This is a genomic window from Pseudomonas tohonis (assembly GCF_012767755.2).
Classification (GTDB): Bacteria; Pseudomonadota; Gammaproteobacteria; order Pseudomonadales; family Pseudomonadaceae; genus Metapseudomonas; species Metapseudomonas tohonis.
Genome location: NZ_AP023189.1, coordinates 6457949 through 6473680, shown reverse-complemented (window position 1 = coordinate 6473680; position 15732 = coordinate 6457949). Strand labels below are relative to the sequence as shown.

11 protein-coding genes are annotated in these 15732 nt (G+C 61.4%); all 11 read left to right on the top strand.

Going from position 1 to position 15732, the window contains the following annotated elements; translation table 11 throughout:
- The first annotated feature begins 21 nt into the window (after window positions 1-21).
- The 11 genes from tssK to HSX14_RS29660 all read left to right on the top strand — a co-directional run bounded on the left by tssK (window position 22) and on the right by HSX14_RS29660 (window position 15731).
- On the top strand, window positions 22-1377 hold the full coding sequence (gene tssK / locus HSX14_RS29710; protein WP_173176941.1) for a type VI secretion system baseplate subunit TssK: 1356 nt from the start codon (window positions 22-24) through the stop codon (window positions 1375-1377).
- Window positions 1374-2051: a type VI secretion system protein TssL, short form gene (gene tssL, locus HSX14_RS29705; RefSeq protein WP_173176933.1), complete on the top strand. Its 678-nt coding sequence runs from the start codon at window positions 1374-1376 to the stop codon at window positions 2049-2051. The genes tssK and tssL overlap by 4 nt, the downstream gene beginning before the upstream one ends.
- A 10-nt stretch (window positions 2052-2061) precedes the next feature.
- Window positions 2062-3786: an OmpA family protein gene (locus tag HSX14_RS29700; protein ID WP_173176931.1), complete on the top strand. Its 1725-nt coding sequence runs from the start codon at window positions 2062-2064 to the stop codon at window positions 3784-3786.
- A gap of 13 nt (window positions 3787-3799) precedes the next feature.
- On the top strand, window positions 3800-4291 hold the full coding sequence (locus tag HSX14_RS29695; protein ID WP_173176929.1) for an Hcp family type VI secretion system effector: 492 nt from the start codon (window positions 3800-3802) through the stop codon (window positions 4289-4291).
- Between the two features lie 95 nt (window positions 4292-4386).
- A complete protein-coding gene (gene tssH, locus HSX14_RS29690) occupies window positions 4387-7053 on the top strand; it encodes a type VI secretion system ATPase TssH (protein ID WP_173176927.1) in 2667 nt (888 codons plus the stop codon).
- Window positions 7054-7055: 2 nt separating this feature from the next.
- The gene (locus HSX14_RS29685; RefSeq protein ID WP_173176925.1) at window positions 7056-9428 is read left to right on the top strand and encodes a type VI secretion system Vgr family protein; all 2373 of its coding nucleotides are present in this window, start codon (window positions 7056-7058) and stop codon (window positions 9426-9428) included.
- 25 nt (window positions 9429-9453) lie between these two features.
- Window positions 9454-12219 carry a hypothetical protein gene (locus HSX14_RS31320; RefSeq protein WP_228723514.1) on the top strand — a complete coding sequence of 922 codons (2766 nt, stop codon included), beginning with the start codon at window positions 9454-9456 and terminating at the stop codon, window positions 12217-12219.
- Complete coding sequence (locus tag HSX14_RS29675) at window positions 12216-12743, top strand: hypothetical protein (protein ID WP_173176923.1); 528 nt, start codon at window positions 12216-12218, stop codon at window positions 12741-12743. Before HSX14_RS31320 ends, HSX14_RS29675 begins: the two co-directional genes overlap by 4 nt.
- Window positions 12712-13275, top strand: a complete 564-nt coding sequence (locus HSX14_RS29670) for a hypothetical protein (RefSeq protein ID WP_173176921.1) — start codon at window positions 12712-12714, stop codon at window positions 13273-13275. Before HSX14_RS29675 ends, HSX14_RS29670 begins: the two co-directional genes overlap by 32 nt.
- A 948-nt stretch (window positions 13276-14223) precedes the next feature.
- Entirely contained in the window at window positions 14224-14487 is a 264-nt protein-coding gene (locus HSX14_RS29665; RefSeq protein WP_173176919.1) for a PAAR domain-containing protein, read from the top strand.
- On the top strand, window positions 14445-15731 hold the full coding sequence (locus tag HSX14_RS29660) for a hypothetical protein (protein WP_173176784.1): 1287 nt from the start codon (window positions 14445-14447) through the stop codon (window positions 15729-15731). Before HSX14_RS29665 ends, HSX14_RS29660 begins: the two co-directional genes overlap by 43 nt.
- The last annotated feature ends 1 nt before the right edge of the window (window position 15732 follow it).

The following is a 15732-nucleotide window of genomic DNA, read 5'->3' as shown; positions in this document are numbered from 1 at the left end:
ATTGGCCAGGGATACGACGTCATGAACATCGACCGCCCCCTCTGGGCTGCGGGGACACTTCTGTCCCCGCAGCAGTTCCAGCAACAGGCCCGCTGGGAAGCCTGGACCAACGAGTGCATCGCCCGGCTCGCCCTCGTCCATCCCTGGGGCGTACTGGCTGCCGTCTTCGATACCGATGCCCTGAGGATGGGCCGGCTCAAGGCATCGCGGCTTCACGTGCGCATGCCGGACGGCACGCTGATCGACACCGATCGGGCCGATCACCTGCCGCCAGCGCTCGAGCTGTCCCGCGTCCTGGCCGACGACACCCGGAGCGCCACCCTGCTGCTGGCGTTGCCGCTGGAACAGGGCAATGGCAACAACTGCGTGCTCGATGGCCAGCGCGAAGACCGGCCCACCCGCTACCGCCAGAACTGGCAGGCGGTGCAGGACCTCTATGGGGATGAGCGCCAGTCCATCAGCGTCATGGAGCACCAGCTCAGCCTGCGCCTTGCCAGCGACGACAACGGCGACTACCTGACCTGCCCGGTGGTGCGCCTGCTGCGCGATACCCAGGGAGCCTGGGCCGTGGATGCCGGCTACGTACCGCCGTTGCTGAGCCTCGACGCCCATGCGGGCCTGCTGGTGCAACTGGACAACCTGTTCACCCAGCTGTCCGCCAAGCGCCAGCGCCTGATGGCCATGCGCCGCGAGAGCAACCAGCGCATGGCCGATTTCGCGGTGGCGGACGTGTCGCTGTTCTGGCTGCTCAATGCGCTCAACACCTACCAGCCGATCCTGGCCGATCTCAGGGCTCATCCTGCGCGTCATCCCGAGCAGGTCTACCTGGAGCTGGCGAAGCTCGCCGGCAGCCTGTCGACCTTTTCGCTGGAGCACGACATCGACCAGGTGCCGGCCTACCGGCACGAGCAACTGGAGCGCGTGTTCCCGCCGCTGATGAGCATGATCTCGACGCTGCTCGAAGCCAGCCTGCCATCGCGCGTCATCGCCCTGGAGCTGGAAGAGAGCGGGGCGAACCGCTGGAAGGTTTCGCTCCACGACCCCAGGTTGCGCGAGCCGGATGGCGCCGACTTCTACCTTTCCGTCCGCTCGCGACTTTCCGCCGCGCAACTGCAGAGCCAGTTTCCCCACCTGTGCAAGGCGGGCACCCCGGATGACGTCGACCACCTGGTCAACGCGGCGCTGGACGGCATCCCGCTGCAGCCGCTCAACCATGTCCCCGCCGCGATCCCGTTGCGCCTGGAGAACCAGTATTTCGCCCTGGACCTCGGGCATCCCAAGGGGCGGGCCATGCTCGCCGCCGGCGTGTGTGCCTTCTACGTTCCCGCCACGCTGATCGACGCCCGGCTCGAACTGTTCGCGGTACTGCGCTCATGAGCCGGCACAGCGAGGTGTGCGCCAACGCCCCGGCCTCCATCGACGCACTGCTGCAGGACAGCTACCTGCTAGTGGTGACCCTGCGCGAGGGGCGGGCGGCAGACCATGGGCGTGACTTGTGGAGGCGTTGCATCCACCAGGTCGAAACGCTGCGCCACGAACTCGAAGCACGGGGCATGAGCCAGCGGAGCATCGACTGCATCAGCTACGCCCAATGCGCATTGCTGGATGAAACCGTGCTCGCGTTCGCCCGGGACGATGACCACGCCGACTGGGCCGGTGAGCCCTTGCAGGTGAAGTTCTTCAATCGGCACCAGGCGGGTCATTTCCTCTACGAGGACATGCACGAGGTCCTGCGTGAGCCCGCGCCCGATCCCTGGGTCCTGACGGCGTACCACCGCGTCCTGCTGCTGGGATTCAAGGGGCGCTACGACCTGCATGATCCGGAGCGGGAGGGCCTGGTGAGGGCGCTGGAGGAGCGGGTCCCGCCCTTGGTCATAGGTGACGACCTGAGCCTCGGCACCGGCGCCGAGCGTGGCGATGCGATGAAGCGCTGGCTGCGCGGCCCGGCGATGCAGGTGCTCGCGATGACCGCGCTGGTTGCCGGGACCTGGTGGGGGCTCGACCAGTACCTCGCCCGCCTCGTCGCCTCGTTGCTGCCCGGTGCGGTGTGAAGGGCGCGCGATGAGCAGGATGCTGATGCGCGGGCTCTGTGCGTGGGCGGCTCTGCTTGCCCTGGCGCTGTTGTTCGCCTTTCCGATGGCGGGCGGGCTGCGGCTCCTGGGCGCGACGCTCGTCCTGGGGGCTCTTTTGCTGGCCTGGCGCTGGACGGGCCAGCGGGGCCTGGCGCTCGACGCCGAACTGAAGCTGCCCGCTGCGGGCTTCCAGCAACCGGTGGTTCTGGTTTGTGGCGATGGGCAGAGGGGGCTGTTCGATGAGCCCGATGCCGCAGGTCCCCGCTGGAGGATGACGACACAGGGCTGCTACCTGCCTGTGGATAACCTGGAGCGCCTACCACTGACGGTCCGCACCATCCTGGCTCGGCGGCCCCAATGGGGCGGGCAGCTCGGCGTGCTCCTGGTCATCGATCCGGACGAGCATCGCGATGCAGCCGAGCTGGATGGAAAGCTCCGTGCGTTCCGCCACCAGCTCGTCCAGGCCCGCCGACAGGGAGCGGCGCTGCCGCTGCTCCAGGTCAGCTACCTGCAAGGCGGGCGGGGCCAGGGGCCCTGGTTCTGCTGGGCGGCCAATGGCTCGCAGCCCGATGTGCTGGAGGCGGGGGGCTGCACCGCCTTCGCTGAATGGCAGAGGCTCGGCGGTGACCCGGCGCTTTCGGCATCGCGCCTCCGCACCGGCGTCCTGCTGGGCGCGGTAGCCGGCTGGTTGCGCCAGCATGTACAGGCCTCCCTCCTGGGCCGGGGAGGCAATGACTCGGCCGCCACGGCCGTGGCCTGCGGCGTCACGCTGGTGCCCAGCCTGCCCGGCCGCGTCGCCGGGAATCTCTGGCAGCAATGGGTGCGTGACCGTACGACGCTGGATGATGCGGCCGAGCCGGAACACGAGGTTTCTTCACTCCTGCCCCTTCCGGACGCGCTGCTCCCGCTCCTGCCGACACATGTGAGCCCCACGCCGCTGCGCCGTGCCTTGCTGGCGTCGCTCTGGCTATCCGTTCTGGCGGTGGTCTCGGCCCTGGCCGGTTCCGCCTGGCACAACCGCGAGCTGGTGCGCCAGGTCAGCGGGGACCTGCATCGCTATCTGGCCATCCCCCTCGCTCAGCACCGTGACCAGCCCGAGTTCGAACTGCGTGAAGAAGCCATGGCGGTGCTGCGCTCCGATGCAGCGCGGCTGGAAGGCTATTACCGCCAGGGTGAGCCGCTCTGGCTGGGGTTGGGCCTGTACCAGGGCGAGCGCCTGAGGGGCGAATTGCTGGCCGTCATCACCGGTTACCGGAGGCCCCACGACGCACCCACGGAGGTGCCGCGGATGCCCGAGCCGGTGAGGCTGGACAGCCTGTCGCTGTTCGCCGTGGGCAGCGCCACGCTCAAGCCCGAGTCGACCAGGCTCCTGATCAACGCGCTGGTCGACGTCAAGGCCAGGCCCGGCTGGCTGATCGTCATTGCCGGGCATACCGATGCCAGCGGTGATGCCGACCGCAACCTGAAGCTGTCCCGCGATCGTGCCGCGGCGGTGCGTGACTGGATGCAACGGATGGGGGACATCCCCGAAAGCTGTTTTGCCGTACAGGGCTTCGGTGCCGGTCAGCCGATCGCCAGCAACGACACCGAAATCGGACGCGCCGCCAACCGGCGCGTCGATATCCGCCTGGTGCCGGAGGTGGGGGCCTGCGTGTCGCCCACCGCCGCACGGGGTGGCAAGGACCAGCCGCACTCCGCGGCTGTCAACCTCTGAGAAGGAGCTTCACATGGCAATTCCCGTTTATCTCTGGCTGCAGGACCATGGCGGAGCCGACATCAAGGGCTCGGTGGACGTGCAGAAACGCGAAGGCAGCATCGAGGTCGTCGCGCAGGATCACAGCCTCTACATCCCCACCGACAACAACACCGGCAAGCTGACCGGCACCCGGGTCCACACCCCGTTCCTCTTCACCAAGGAAATCGATGCCTCCAGCCCCTACCTCTACAAGGCGGTGACCACCGGCCAGACCCTCAAGAGCGCCGAATTCAAGTGGTACCGCATCGACGATGCCGGCCAGGAGGTCGAGTACTTCATCACCAAGCTGGAGAACGTCAAGGTCGTGAAGGTCGCGCCGAAGATGCACGACGTGAAGGACCCGTCCAAGGAGAAGCACAACCACCTGGAACAGGTCGAGTTGCGCTACGAGAAGATCACCTGGACCTACAAGGACGGCAACATCATCCATGCCGACTCCTGGAACGAACGTCAGAGCGCCTGACCTCGGGATGGTCGGCGGAGCACACCGCTCCGCCGACCCTTCGTGAACCATTCCGACGCACAAGCGCCACGCACTTCGTACAAGGACGCATCGCCATGGCCCAGAACTCCGCCAGCCTGCTTCGTCGCCTGAACCCCTATTGCGCCCGGGCCTTGAGTGCCGCCGCCTCGCTCTGCCAGAGCCGCGCCCATGCCCAGGTCACCCCCGAGCACTGGCTGCTCAAGCTGCTGGAGCAGGGGGAGGGCGACCTCACCCTGCTCGCGCGGCGCTATGGTTGGGAACTCGATGCGCTCTGGCAGGGGCTGCTCGCCTATCTCGACGGCCTGCCCCGCAGCGTGCGCGAGCGACCCCAGCTCAGTGCCGAGCTGCAGCAGTTGATCAAGAACGCCTGGCTGCGGGCCTCCCTGGACGACGACAACGACCGGCTGCGTTCCTTGCACCTGCTCGGCGCCCTGCTGGAAACGCCCAGCCTGTTGCGTTGCGAGACGGCCTGGCCGCTGCTCAGCCTCAGCGAAGCCCAGCTGCAACGCCTGTTGCCCTTGCTGGACCGGCATTCGGAAGAGCGCCCGGATGTGCAGCGTGAAGCCCGCCTCGACGAAGCCGAGCCCGGTCAGGTCGTTCAGCCTTCCAGCCCACCTGCGGGCTCGGCAGCCGACCCGTCCCGGGCCTTGCTCGACCGGTTCACCCAGGACCTGACGGCGCAGGCCCGTGAAGGGCGTATCGACCCCGTGTTCGGCCGTGATGACGAGATCCGCCAGGTCATCGACATCCTCAGTCGGCGACGCAAGAACAACCCCATCCTCGTGGGCGATCCGGGCGTCGGCAAGACCGCCCTGGTCGAGGGCCTGGCCCTGCGTATCGCCGAGGGCGAAGTACCCGACAGCCTGAAACCCGTGAGCGTGCGGACCCTCGACCTGGGGCTGTTGCAGGCTGGTGCGGGAGTCAGGGGGGAATTCGAGCAGCGCCTGAAGCAGATCATCGACGCGGTGCAGCAAGCGGAGCCGCCCATCCTGCTGTTCATCGACGAGGCCCATACCCTGATCGGTGCCGGCAACCAGGCCGGCGGCGCGGACGCCGCCAACCTGCTCAAGCCCGCCCTGGCCCGCGGCGAGCTGCGCACCATCGCCGCCACCACCTGGAGCGAATACAAGCAGTACTTCGAGCGGGACGCGGCGCTGGAGCGGCGCTTCCAGATGGTCAAGGTCGACGAGCCGGACGACCCTGGCGCCTGCCTCATGCTGCGAGGCCTCAAGGCCCGCTATGCCAGCCATCACGGCGTGCATATCGAGGATGCCGCGGTCCGCGCAGCCGTCAGCCTGTCACGCCGCTACATGACCGGGCGCCAGCTGCCCGACAAGGCCGTCGACCTGCTGGATACCGCCAGCGCCCGCGTGCGCATGAGCCTCGATTGCGAGCCCCAGGCGCTGCTCGGCATCAAGGCCCGGCAGGTCGCCCTGGAGCTGGAGCGGCAGGCCCTGGAAGCGGACGGCCTGCTGGGCGGAAAGGCACCCGCCCGGCGGCTGGACGAGCTCGCCGAACAGCACGCCGCTCTGGCACGACGCCATGCGGAGCTGGAGCAGCAGTACCGCCACGAGCTCGACCTGAGCCAGCAGCTCCTGGCGGCTCGCCAGGAGGCGCCACGGCAGGCGGAACGCTGTGCCGAGCTGCAGCGGCGTCTTGAGCTGGCGCAGGGTGACCAGCCGCTGCTGTCCCTGGATGTCACCGCGCGCAACGTCGCCGAGGTGGTCGCCGACTGGACCGGCGTCCCGCTGGGCAGCCTGCTCAAGGATGAGCAGGCCAGCCTGCTGGAGCTGGAGCATCAACTCGGGCGCCGGGTCATCGGCCAGGAACATGCCCTCGGCGCGCTGGCCCAGCGGTTGCGAGCCGCACGGACGGGCCTGACCGGAGACCAGGCGCCCCAGGGCGTGTTCCTGCTGGTGGGCACCAGTGGCGTCGGCAAGACCGAGACCGCACTGGCGCTGGCCGACAGCCTGTATGGCGGCGAGAAATCGCTGATCACGCTCAACCTCTCCGAGTACCAGGAGGCCCACACCGTCAGCCAGCTCAAGGGCTCTCCGCCGGGCTATGTCGGTTACGGCCAGGGTGGCGTGCTGACCGAAGCGGTGCGCCAACGGCCCTACAGCGTGGTGCTGCTCGATGAAGTGGAGAAAGCCCACCCGGACGTGCTCAACCTGTTCTATCAGGTCTTCGACCGTGGCTTCATGCGGGACGGCGAGGGGCGGGAAATCGACTTCCGCAACACCGTCATCCTGATGACCTCCAACCTGGGGAGCGACCTGTTGCAGGCGTGCCTGCAGGTGCAGCCGGATGCCACCGACGGCGTGCTCCAGGAACTGCTGCGCCCGGTGCTGCGCGATCACTTCCAGCCCGCGTTGCTGGCTCGCTTCCAGACGCTGATCTATCGCCCGCTGCCGGCAGATGCACTCAGGCGCATCGTCGATCTCAAGCTCGAACAGGTTTCACGCCGCCTGCAACGCCACTACGGCCTGGGCTGCCAGGTCGACGACGCCCTGAGCGATGCCCTCGTCGCCGCCTGCCTGCTGCCGGATACCGGCGCCCGCAACATCGACAGCCTGCTCAACCAGCAGATCCTGCCGGTGCTCAGCCAGCAGCTCCTCCAGCGCCAGGCCGCCCGGCAGCACGCCCGCGGCGTCATCCTCGGCCATGACGAGGATGAAGGCATCACCCTGCAGTTCGTCGACCGGCAGGACCACATGCATCCGGTCATCGAGGAGGCTTGAACATGCTTGCCGAACTCCGCCATTTCTTCGATCACAGCCGTCACCGCCTGCAGGTCGGCGAACTCGACGTCGGGCTCGACGTCCTCGCCTTCGTCGGGGACGAGACGCTCAGCCAGCCCTTCACCTACCAGGTCGAGTTCACCTCCTCCCAGCGCGACCTCCCCTCCAGGCGCATCGTCGGGCAGCCCGCCAGCTTCAGCCTCTTCGCGCCCCCCAAACCGGTGCCCTTCGCCGGCCTGGGCGTGCCGCCGGCCCAGCCGCTGCGCACCCTGCACGGCGTGGTCACGGGCTTCCGGCGGATCTCCGGCTCCAACGACGAGGCCCGCTACGAAATCACCTTGCAGCCGCGCCTGACCCTGCTCGGGCGAGGCCGGCAGTACCGCATCTATCAGCACCTCTCGGTGCCCGAGATCGTCGAGCAGATCCTGCGCAGCGACCGCCACCGCTGGGCCGGGCAGGACTTCTTCTTCGACCTCAAGCGCGACTACCCCAAGCGCGAGCAGGTCATGCAATACGACGAGAGCGACCTGGCCTTCATCCAGCGCCTGCTGGCCGAGGTCGGCATCTGGTACCGCTTCACCGCCGACGAGCGCCTGGGCATCGATGTCGTCGAGTTCCACGATGACCAGCGCAACTACCGGTTCGGCGTCCAGCTGCCCTACCGCCCGCAGTCCGGCACCACCAGCAGCGGCCAGGACGCCGTCTGGGACCTGCAATCGAGCCACGGCGTGGTGGAAAGGAACCTGCGCATCCGCGCCTACACCCCGCGTGACGCGACGGCCTACCTCGACGGCGACCTCGACCAGACCCGGGGCGACCCGACCACCTACGGCGAGGCTTATCACTACGGCGAGCCCTACATCGAGCTGGACGACCCCGGCTCCCGCGACGAAGACCTGAAAAGCGAAAGCGGCTACTTCTATGCCCGCCTCGCCCACGAGCGCTACCTCAACGACCAGACCCGCCTCGGCGGCCGCACCAGCAGCGCCACCCTGGCGCCTGGGCAGGTGCTGAAGATCGAGGGCGGCGCGCCCGAGGCCTTCACCCCTGGCGCCGTCATCACCCGCCTGGTCACCGTCGCCGCCCGCGACCGCAGCTTCGAAGCCCGCTTCGAGGCCATCCCCTACAGCGAAAGCGTGTGCTTTCGCCCGCCGCTGCTGCCGCGCCCCGTGATCGCCGGCACCATCCCGGCTCGCGTCACCAGCGCACAGGCCGACGACCTCTACAGCCACATCGACCTGGAGGGCCGCTACAAGGTCAACTTCCTCTTCGACCAGGACACCTGGCCCGCCGGCCAGGAAAGCATGTGGCTGCGCCTGGCGCGCGCCTATGCCGGGGATACCCACGGCCTGCACCTGCCGCTGATCCAGGGCACCGAGGTCGGCATCGCCTTCGAACGCGGCGACCCGGACCGGGGCTTCATCGCCTTCGCCCTGCACGACAGCCGGCACCCCGACCTCGTCACCCTGAAGAACTACAAGCGCAACGTCCTGCGCACCCCGTCCAACAACAAGCTGCGCCTGGACGACACCCGTGGCCAGGAACACATCAAGCTCAGCACCGAGCACAGCGGCAAGAGCCAGCTCAACCTCGGCCACCTGGTGGATGGGCAACGGCAGAAACGCGGCGAAGGCTTCGAACTGCGCACCGACGGCTGGGGTGCCGTGCGGGCGGGTAGGGGGCTGTACATCAGTGCCGATGAGCAGGCTCGCGCCCAGGGGCAGGTGCTGGCCATGCAGGACACACTCGCCCGGCTGCAACGCGCCGGTGAGGAGATGCAGACGCTTTCCGAGCACGCACAGCTTGCCCATGCCGAGCCGGCCGATGTGCAGGCGCAGCTCGACCTGCTCAGGCAGGACCTGGAGCAGATCAAGTCATCCGTCCTGCTGCTCAGTGCGCCCAAGGGCATCGCGCTCAGCAGTGGTAGCCACCTGCAACTTGCCGCGGAACGGAACCTCATCGCCAACGCGGGCAAGGACGCCGCCTTGAGCGTGGTGAGGCGCCTGTTCATCGGGGTGGGGGAGGGCGTCAGCCTGTTCGTGCGCAAGCTCGGCCTGAAGCTCATCGCCAACCAGGGCGCGGTGCAGATCCAGGCGCAGAACGACCGCCTGGAACTGCTGGCGCGCCAGGGGCTGGACATCGTCAGCACCGAGGATGAAATCCACATCACCGCCAAGAAGAGGATCGTTCTCAACGGTGGGGGTAGCTATCTCACTCTGGCGCCGGGCGAAGTCGAGTTGGGTAGCGGCGAGTTCATTATCAAGGCACGAGTGAACCGACAAGGGGGCGCCTCGCAGCCAGCCGCGATGCCGGTCATGCCGCCATTGGTGGAGCCCGCAATGGTGCATCAGGACGACGCTGCATTTTCCGGTTAACGCCCTCATTGATTAAGGAGTCGCTATGGATACCAGGAGCTTGGTTCAACAGATCATGGATACAACCAGTACATGGTTGGACGAGCAGCTTCGGTCTGACGGGCGCCAGTCGGAGCCTCAGGCAACATGTAGGCCATTGCTCGGCCATTGGATGGCCGACCCCTCCAGCGCTCACCTGGCGTCTGTCCAGAATTGGTGCCACCCTTTTGGCTCCCGCGCGAACGCGCTACAGCAACTGATACAGCAAGCTAAGGCCGAACGAGGCTATTACCCATTAGGGCGTAACGGCTACTGGCACCTCGGTGTGCATTTCGATGTGGGTACCGCCGGGACGATGGACCAGGCATATGTGCGCTGCCTTGCCGACGGCGAAGTTGTGGCCTATCGCATAGATACCCAGTCGCCGTGCACTACCTACCATCTCGATGGCGAGCCAGTAGAGCGAGTTTTCTCGCGAAACTTCGTCTTGGTGCGGCATCGGTTACAGGCTCCGGAAATCTCCGGCGTAGACGATACCCCGCCCAGCCTGACATTTTTCAGCCTGTACATGCACTTGCAGGACTGGGAGCCGTATGCCGAGTCGCCGGAGTTATCGCGCCCTGGCTTTTGGCCCTTGGCTGCCCGCTATCAGGTTAATCCCAATGTCCGCGATACCCATGCGGGTAGCCCCGGTGTTGTAGGACTACGGGTCAGGAACCAAGCGACCCGAGGCAAGGTGATCGGTCTGCTGCCACACGGGACCGCCGTGACCATCAATGGCCAGGGGGATTTCCGCGAATGGATCGATAGCCCAGGTCCTGTGGCGTTGCAGAATCCTGATGGGAGCCTGCGTGGCTATGTAGCCTTCAGCAACCTTCGGCCGAATGCATCCGGTAGCTATCGAGTCCAGCTGAATCAGGACAACAGCACGCTCAACGTTCGTGCCGAGCCAAACGGCAACTCCGAAGTGCTCTTCAAGTTGCCGCAAGGTACCGAAGTGACCATCAGTGGAGAGGGGCAGTTTCGCAAGCTCGAGCGGGTAAACCAGTATCTTCATTACGCATCACTGATGAGCGAGCGTGAGCCTGATGCTCTGGACCGGATACTGGTCCTGGATAAGCCGGTTCCTATTCGTGCGGGCGAGCTTATTGGTCATCTTGGTAACTATCAGGATCTAGAGGATGTAGTACCCCAACAGCAGCTGCACCTGGAGGTCTTCAGTCATGAAGATGTAGAAGCCTTCATGGACGTTAGTCGTGCTTGGGCAAAACACCTGCCAGCCAGCTCAAGGACTTGGCTGACGCTACCCCAAGGCACCTCAGTGGTCCCGCATCAGGAGTACTTCAGTGTCGCTGGCCCCCCCAGCGTTGGAGTAGATACGCCGACCAGCGCTGCTGAACTGCACTTGCCGAAGCAGCAGCTCGATGGTTTGGGGGCCGAGAAGACCCTTCGCATTCCCGCGCGAAACGGTGAAGACGGTTGCACTTGGTATCGTCTCGATGACCTTCTGCACGACGTCGAGGGCTTACTGCTCAAGGGATGGGTGCGGGTCGAAGACAACAATGCTCAGTGGCATAGCCCCTGGGATTGGAGTGGCTATGCAGCAATTCTCAATGGCGACAGTCTGGAAAGCTGCCAAGCCTACGCATTGAAAGTGCAGGGCATTTTGCCCAGTGAGAAAGATCGTGCTCGTGCCGCACAACTGGCCGATCTCTCAGATCGGGGCCCGATTCGAAACCGTCTGTTCGATCTAATCGGTCGAGGGCCTAACCCTGGTGAAGTGATGAGTGCCGAACAGCTGCAGCAGGCCCTGCGCTTGCCGGCACAAGCGCAATCCGTTTCCCGTCTGGCGATATATAGCGAAAGCGACTGGTACTGGAGACCGGGTAAGTGGGATGTTCTGGATGATCTTTATGGCCATCGAAGTTCAGCGCCACATATCAACTGGTTGGCGGAGAAAGAGCGGATTGAGAATTTGAGTTGGTGGCAAGCGGTCGCACCGAATTTGGCCCTACCGACCGATGGGCAGGTTTGGCATCTGCATCCAATAGGAATGATGGGAAGCTTCAGCGAATTCGATTTTTCATTTACCTTGGAAGTTATGCGTAAACTTTATCCGGCACTTGGAGCGGAACGATATAAGGACCTGCAGGATATTGCCGAAGAGCTCAACTCTCACCTTGTTTTTTATAAGTTAGACACTCACCTTAGGCGCGCTCATTTTTTTGCGCAGATTCTGCAGGAAACGGGATTATCCTTAAGAGTGGAGGAGGATCTCAGTTATAGGGTGAGTGCTTTGATAAGTAAATTTAGCTACTTCAAGTCTAATCCTGATGAAGCTAATTTGCATGGTTTTGTTGTTTTGCAGGGGAAAATTAAAGCTGACGGAATGGCTATGGGGATAGAGGATTTCAAAGCAATTGCGAATGGTGCTTATGGGGGGCAGGAAAATCTAGGTAATACAGGTGTTTCAAGTGGGGATGGCTGGAAATACCGGGGACGTGGCCTAAAGCATTTAACGGGGCGATACAATTATCAGAAATTTACCGAATGGCACCAAAAAAATAGTGCGCTATGGCCAAGTGACGACCTGGATTTCATTGCGTCTCCAGATTTTTTGGTGAGAGCCAAATATGCTGCTCGTTCAGCAGCATATTTTTGGTTGGACAAGAAGTTATATGAAAGAGCAGATAAAGGCTCGGCGCCATTTGTAGTTGACTTGATCACAGATATTGTCAATAGGGATACAGACAGTAGGTCGCGTAGAAAACAGAATTTCAATCAGCTCTGGGTTGAAGAGGTTTTGAAATGAAAAGGTCTAAGAGAGAGTTAGTGGTTTGTCTGCTGCTCTGCTGTTTTGCGGGGTATGGTGGAGCGGAAAATCACTTAAGTCTTTCTTTGTGTGGTGATGACGAAATGGTTTATATCAGTTGTGCCATAAAGGCTCGAGGTGATTCGGATTTTGTGGGTAACGTTGCCTCTATATGTGCAAAAGGGAATGGTGGTCCAGATGCGGGATATGTGCAATATAGATACGGCAAGTCTATGCGAGATGTTGAGATTACATATCCACTAAACAAAATTCCTCCTAGGGGTATATTCAAGATTTATTCGGTGACAGATGCAGCTAGAAGCAATTCTTATACTGTGAAGGAGTTGTTGCAATTTAAAGTTGGTCAGTATGTTTACTCGTTTGAGGGGGGCGGTATTGCGGGGTACAGACTGGTTGTTAGGAAAGGGGTGGAAGAGGTGTTTAATGAAAGCTGTAATGAACCAGGACATGCTTATATAAGCGATCAAGCTTATGAGGGGCTGGAGAAGGAAGTGTCTGATTGATATTTCCAGTGATGCTGGGGTCTATATGAGTAGGCTGTCATATAGCCTGGTTGTTATTTTGACTTTGTTTGTAGGGCTTGGGGGCTTTAATAAGGCGAAGGCATCCTCCTTGTGTTTGGGTGATGAAGTTATACAGTTTTCATTTAAAGTCACTGATGCGGAAAAATTTGTCTCTCTATGCGAAGGGCGTAATCAAGGATATTTGGTTTATCGTCTTGGTGTGCCTGGGGATATTGAAGAGCAGTATCCAGAGCAGCTGAATAGTGAGTCTTGGAGAGGTTTTTCTTTCTCAGGTTATTCACGGGGTGGAGGTGTGGCAAACGATGCAATGGGGGACTACTCCTTGTCATTCAATCGGCGTGGAGTTAGTTACACCGTTTTCCAAGGCTGGAGGCTAGTTGAAGGTAGGTATGAGATTGGAGTCGTAATTGGCTCTGGAGGGACGAGGAGGCTTTTAAGTGGTGCTAAGGAAGAGCAAGTCGGCTCCCTTGTTAGGTTAGATGGGAAGGCTATGTTAAAGAATAGGTGGTGAGTGATTTTTTGAGCAGAGAATTAGAGGGTTGGGCAATGCTTGAATTAGTTGTGTGCGCATTTTTATTAAGGCTGTGATGGTTCTGGACATACAAGCCATCAGGCGTATGAGGGGGGCGAAGTAAGTGCTTGATGGATGCCACCTCTGATACTGGGATTGTGGTGGGCAAGGGGGTCGTGAGCTGGCTGTGATTTCTTGTGGGTATGGGAGTTGGTGATTAAGTTATGGTGGTGTCTTTAAGTGGCGCTAATGAAATATGCCGATAATTAATTTTTCCCCTGAAGCTGTAATTGGTGATCTGGGGATATAGATATATATCAGGCCCGAGACTGAGTGGGTGGTTCGGTTATAAGTTGTACAGCTCAGCTGAGTAGCTCTTGCATAGCTAGAAAAATCCATTGTAGGTAGTGAAGTGTATTTTTTCGCAAGAGTTATAAGTTCGGTGGGCGGTAAATATTCCTCGATGATCATGCGAGTATTGTGTCCGGTCATGACATGTTTAATGAGGGTGAGGTGAGTTCAGAAATGAGGTCTGCTCCAATAGTTTTTCGCATAAAAGGGATTGCCTTGAGGTGTCTAATTTGCACTGGACGCTCTGGGGTTATTTTGTGGCGGTCATCCTGATCCTTTGCTAAGCAGTTGCCGCGATGGAGTGGATTTGAGAGCTTGCCTAGTAGCCGGCTGCGGGTATAGAGATGTCGCTAGTGTTGTGAAGTGTCTTCCATTAGATAAATAGGTGGTGCGTACTTTTCGGGTGGGGTCGCAGTTACATATGTTTGGAAGAGCTGTCGATTTATGACCCAAGTTACGTTGGTGGTTTAGGGTGGATGTATTTCCCCATTGCGTGGAAGTTCTTGTGGTCGTTCTTACATTATCTGAAGACTGTCTTGTTAACGCTATGTAATGAAGTGAGTCGCTTTTCGCGTATTAAATTAAGTAGGATTTAAAATGAGTGGAGTCATTCGCTTAGGCGATAAAAACACCGGTGGTGGGGCCGTTCTGGCGGGCTCCGCTGAGATGATCTGCAATGGTATCGGCGTCGCCAGAGTCGGCGATCCGGTGAGCTGCCCGATTCCAGGCCATGGCCCAACGGTGATTGTGGAAGGCAATCCGAACTTCTGTGATTCGGGACTTCCGGTGGCCTTCCATGGGCACCGGTGCGCTTGTGGTTGCTCTCTCTTGTCGTCTCTCCCGCATGTAAAGGCTATCTGATCATGGTGGTCAGACTGGATGAGATTCCCGCTCCAGCTCCGCAACCTGCGCCACCGCGCCTCTGGGTGTGGCTCGGGCTGCTGCTGATCTGTGTTGTGCTGGGGGTGTGCCTGGTTCTTTGGCTGGCTGAAAGCTCAATGACAGAGGAGCCTGGATATTTTTGGTGGCACTCCCTCGGGTTACCTCTCCTGGCTTGGTGTGGGCTGGGTGCGCTTCGGGCCCTGGTGTTCACCTTGCAGAAGGGGGCTGCCGATGGATGGGATGCCGCTCGCGAGGAAGATCGATTGAGCAAGGTTAATCAGGGGCGACGTTCGCAGCAGGTCCTGGTTGTCAGCTTGCATACTGCTCTACGCGATGAGCAAGTTGAGGACATACGTGCGCAGCAGTTGAAGGCCCTGCAAGGCAAGGTCAGTGCTCTACGTGCACAAGCGTCATGGCAAGGCGAGAGCGCGGTGCGCCATAGCCGTTTGCCGATTGGTGAGATGGAGCGTTCTGTAGATGTGCTGCAGCGGCTTTTGTCGCAGGTCTTCGCTGACATGTCTCAGGTTTTGGCATCGTTCCCGCCTGACCTTCCCTTGGCTTTGCATCTGGACGTCAATACCAGCCTATCGGACAAGGTAATTGTGGAGGCTTGGAAGCAGGCGTGGGCTGGGGCTGGTATTCGGCGAGCATTGCAGGCGACAGAGGGCAACGGATTAGCAGTGATTGATCAGTGGTTGGATCATCGCGCCAACGATCAGGCGCTATTGATGATCATTGCTTTTCAAGTAGCGCCCGGGGTGGTTGAAGAGTCGACCGAGGCAGTGGTGGGCATGCTGTTCGGTAGTGGCCCATCGCGAGTCTCCCCTCATCCTCATGTCTACTTGCATCGTCCTGAACAGGAGCGTGAGCCCTCGACCGATGGGTTGGTTAGCTCCATCCATCAGGCTCTGAACTGGGCTCAGATTGGGCCTGGGTCTCTCGACGGAGTCTGGCTGTCGGGTATTGATCATCAACGCCAGGCTGATGTTGGGACGGCATTGGAGCGATTGGGTGTTCCAGCCACGCCCCAAAAGGGCCAACACAATCTCGACACCATCCTTGGGCGCAGTGGCAAGGCGGCACCTTGGCTAGCGATTGCGGCAGCTGCCCAGGCGATTCAACTGGAAGGCCGTCCGCAGCTGACCCTTTGTGGGGATGGCACAGGTTCACCAGGACTGTGGTGTACGGCGATTCGACCGATTGCTGTCGATCTTCAGGGATAGA

Bases quoted from the DNA above. Each gene is read 5' to 3' on its own strand.
- tssK (WP_173176941.1), top strand. From the start codon at position 22: ATGAACATCGACCGCCCCCTCTGGGCTGCGGGGACACTTCTGTCCCCG.
- tssL (WP_173176933.1), top strand. From the start codon at position 1,374: ATGAGCCGGCACAGCGAGGTGTGCGCCAACGCCCCGGCCTCCATCGAC.
- HSX14_RS29700 (WP_173176931.1), top strand. From the start codon at position 2,062: ATGAGCAGGATGCTGATGCGCGGGCTCTGTGCGTGGGCGGCTCTGCTT.
- HSX14_RS29695 (WP_173176929.1), top strand. From the start codon at position 3,800: ATGGCAATTCCCGTTTATCTCTGGCTGCAGGACCATGGCGGAGCCGAC.
- tssH (WP_173176927.1), top strand. From the start codon at position 4,387: ATGGCCCAGAACTCCGCCAGCCTGCTTCGTCGCCTGAACCCCTATTGC.
- HSX14_RS29685 (WP_173176925.1), top strand. From the start codon at position 7,056: ATGCTTGCCGAACTCCGCCATTTCTTCGATCACAGCCGTCACCGCCTG.
- HSX14_RS31320 (WP_228723514.1), top strand. From the start codon at position 9,454: ATGGATACCAGGAGCTTGGTTCAACAGATCATGGATACAACCAGTACA.
- HSX14_RS29675 (WP_173176923.1), top strand. From the start codon at position 12,216: ATGAAAAGGTCTAAGAGAGAGTTAGTGGTTTGTCTGCTGCTCTGCTGT.
- HSX14_RS29670 (WP_173176921.1), top strand. From the start codon at position 12,712: ATGAGGGGCTGGAGAAGGAAGTGTCTGATTGATATTTCCAGTGATGCT.
- HSX14_RS29665 (WP_173176919.1), top strand. From the start codon at position 14,224: ATGAGTGGAGTCATTCGCTTAGGCGATAAAAACACCGGTGGTGGGGCC.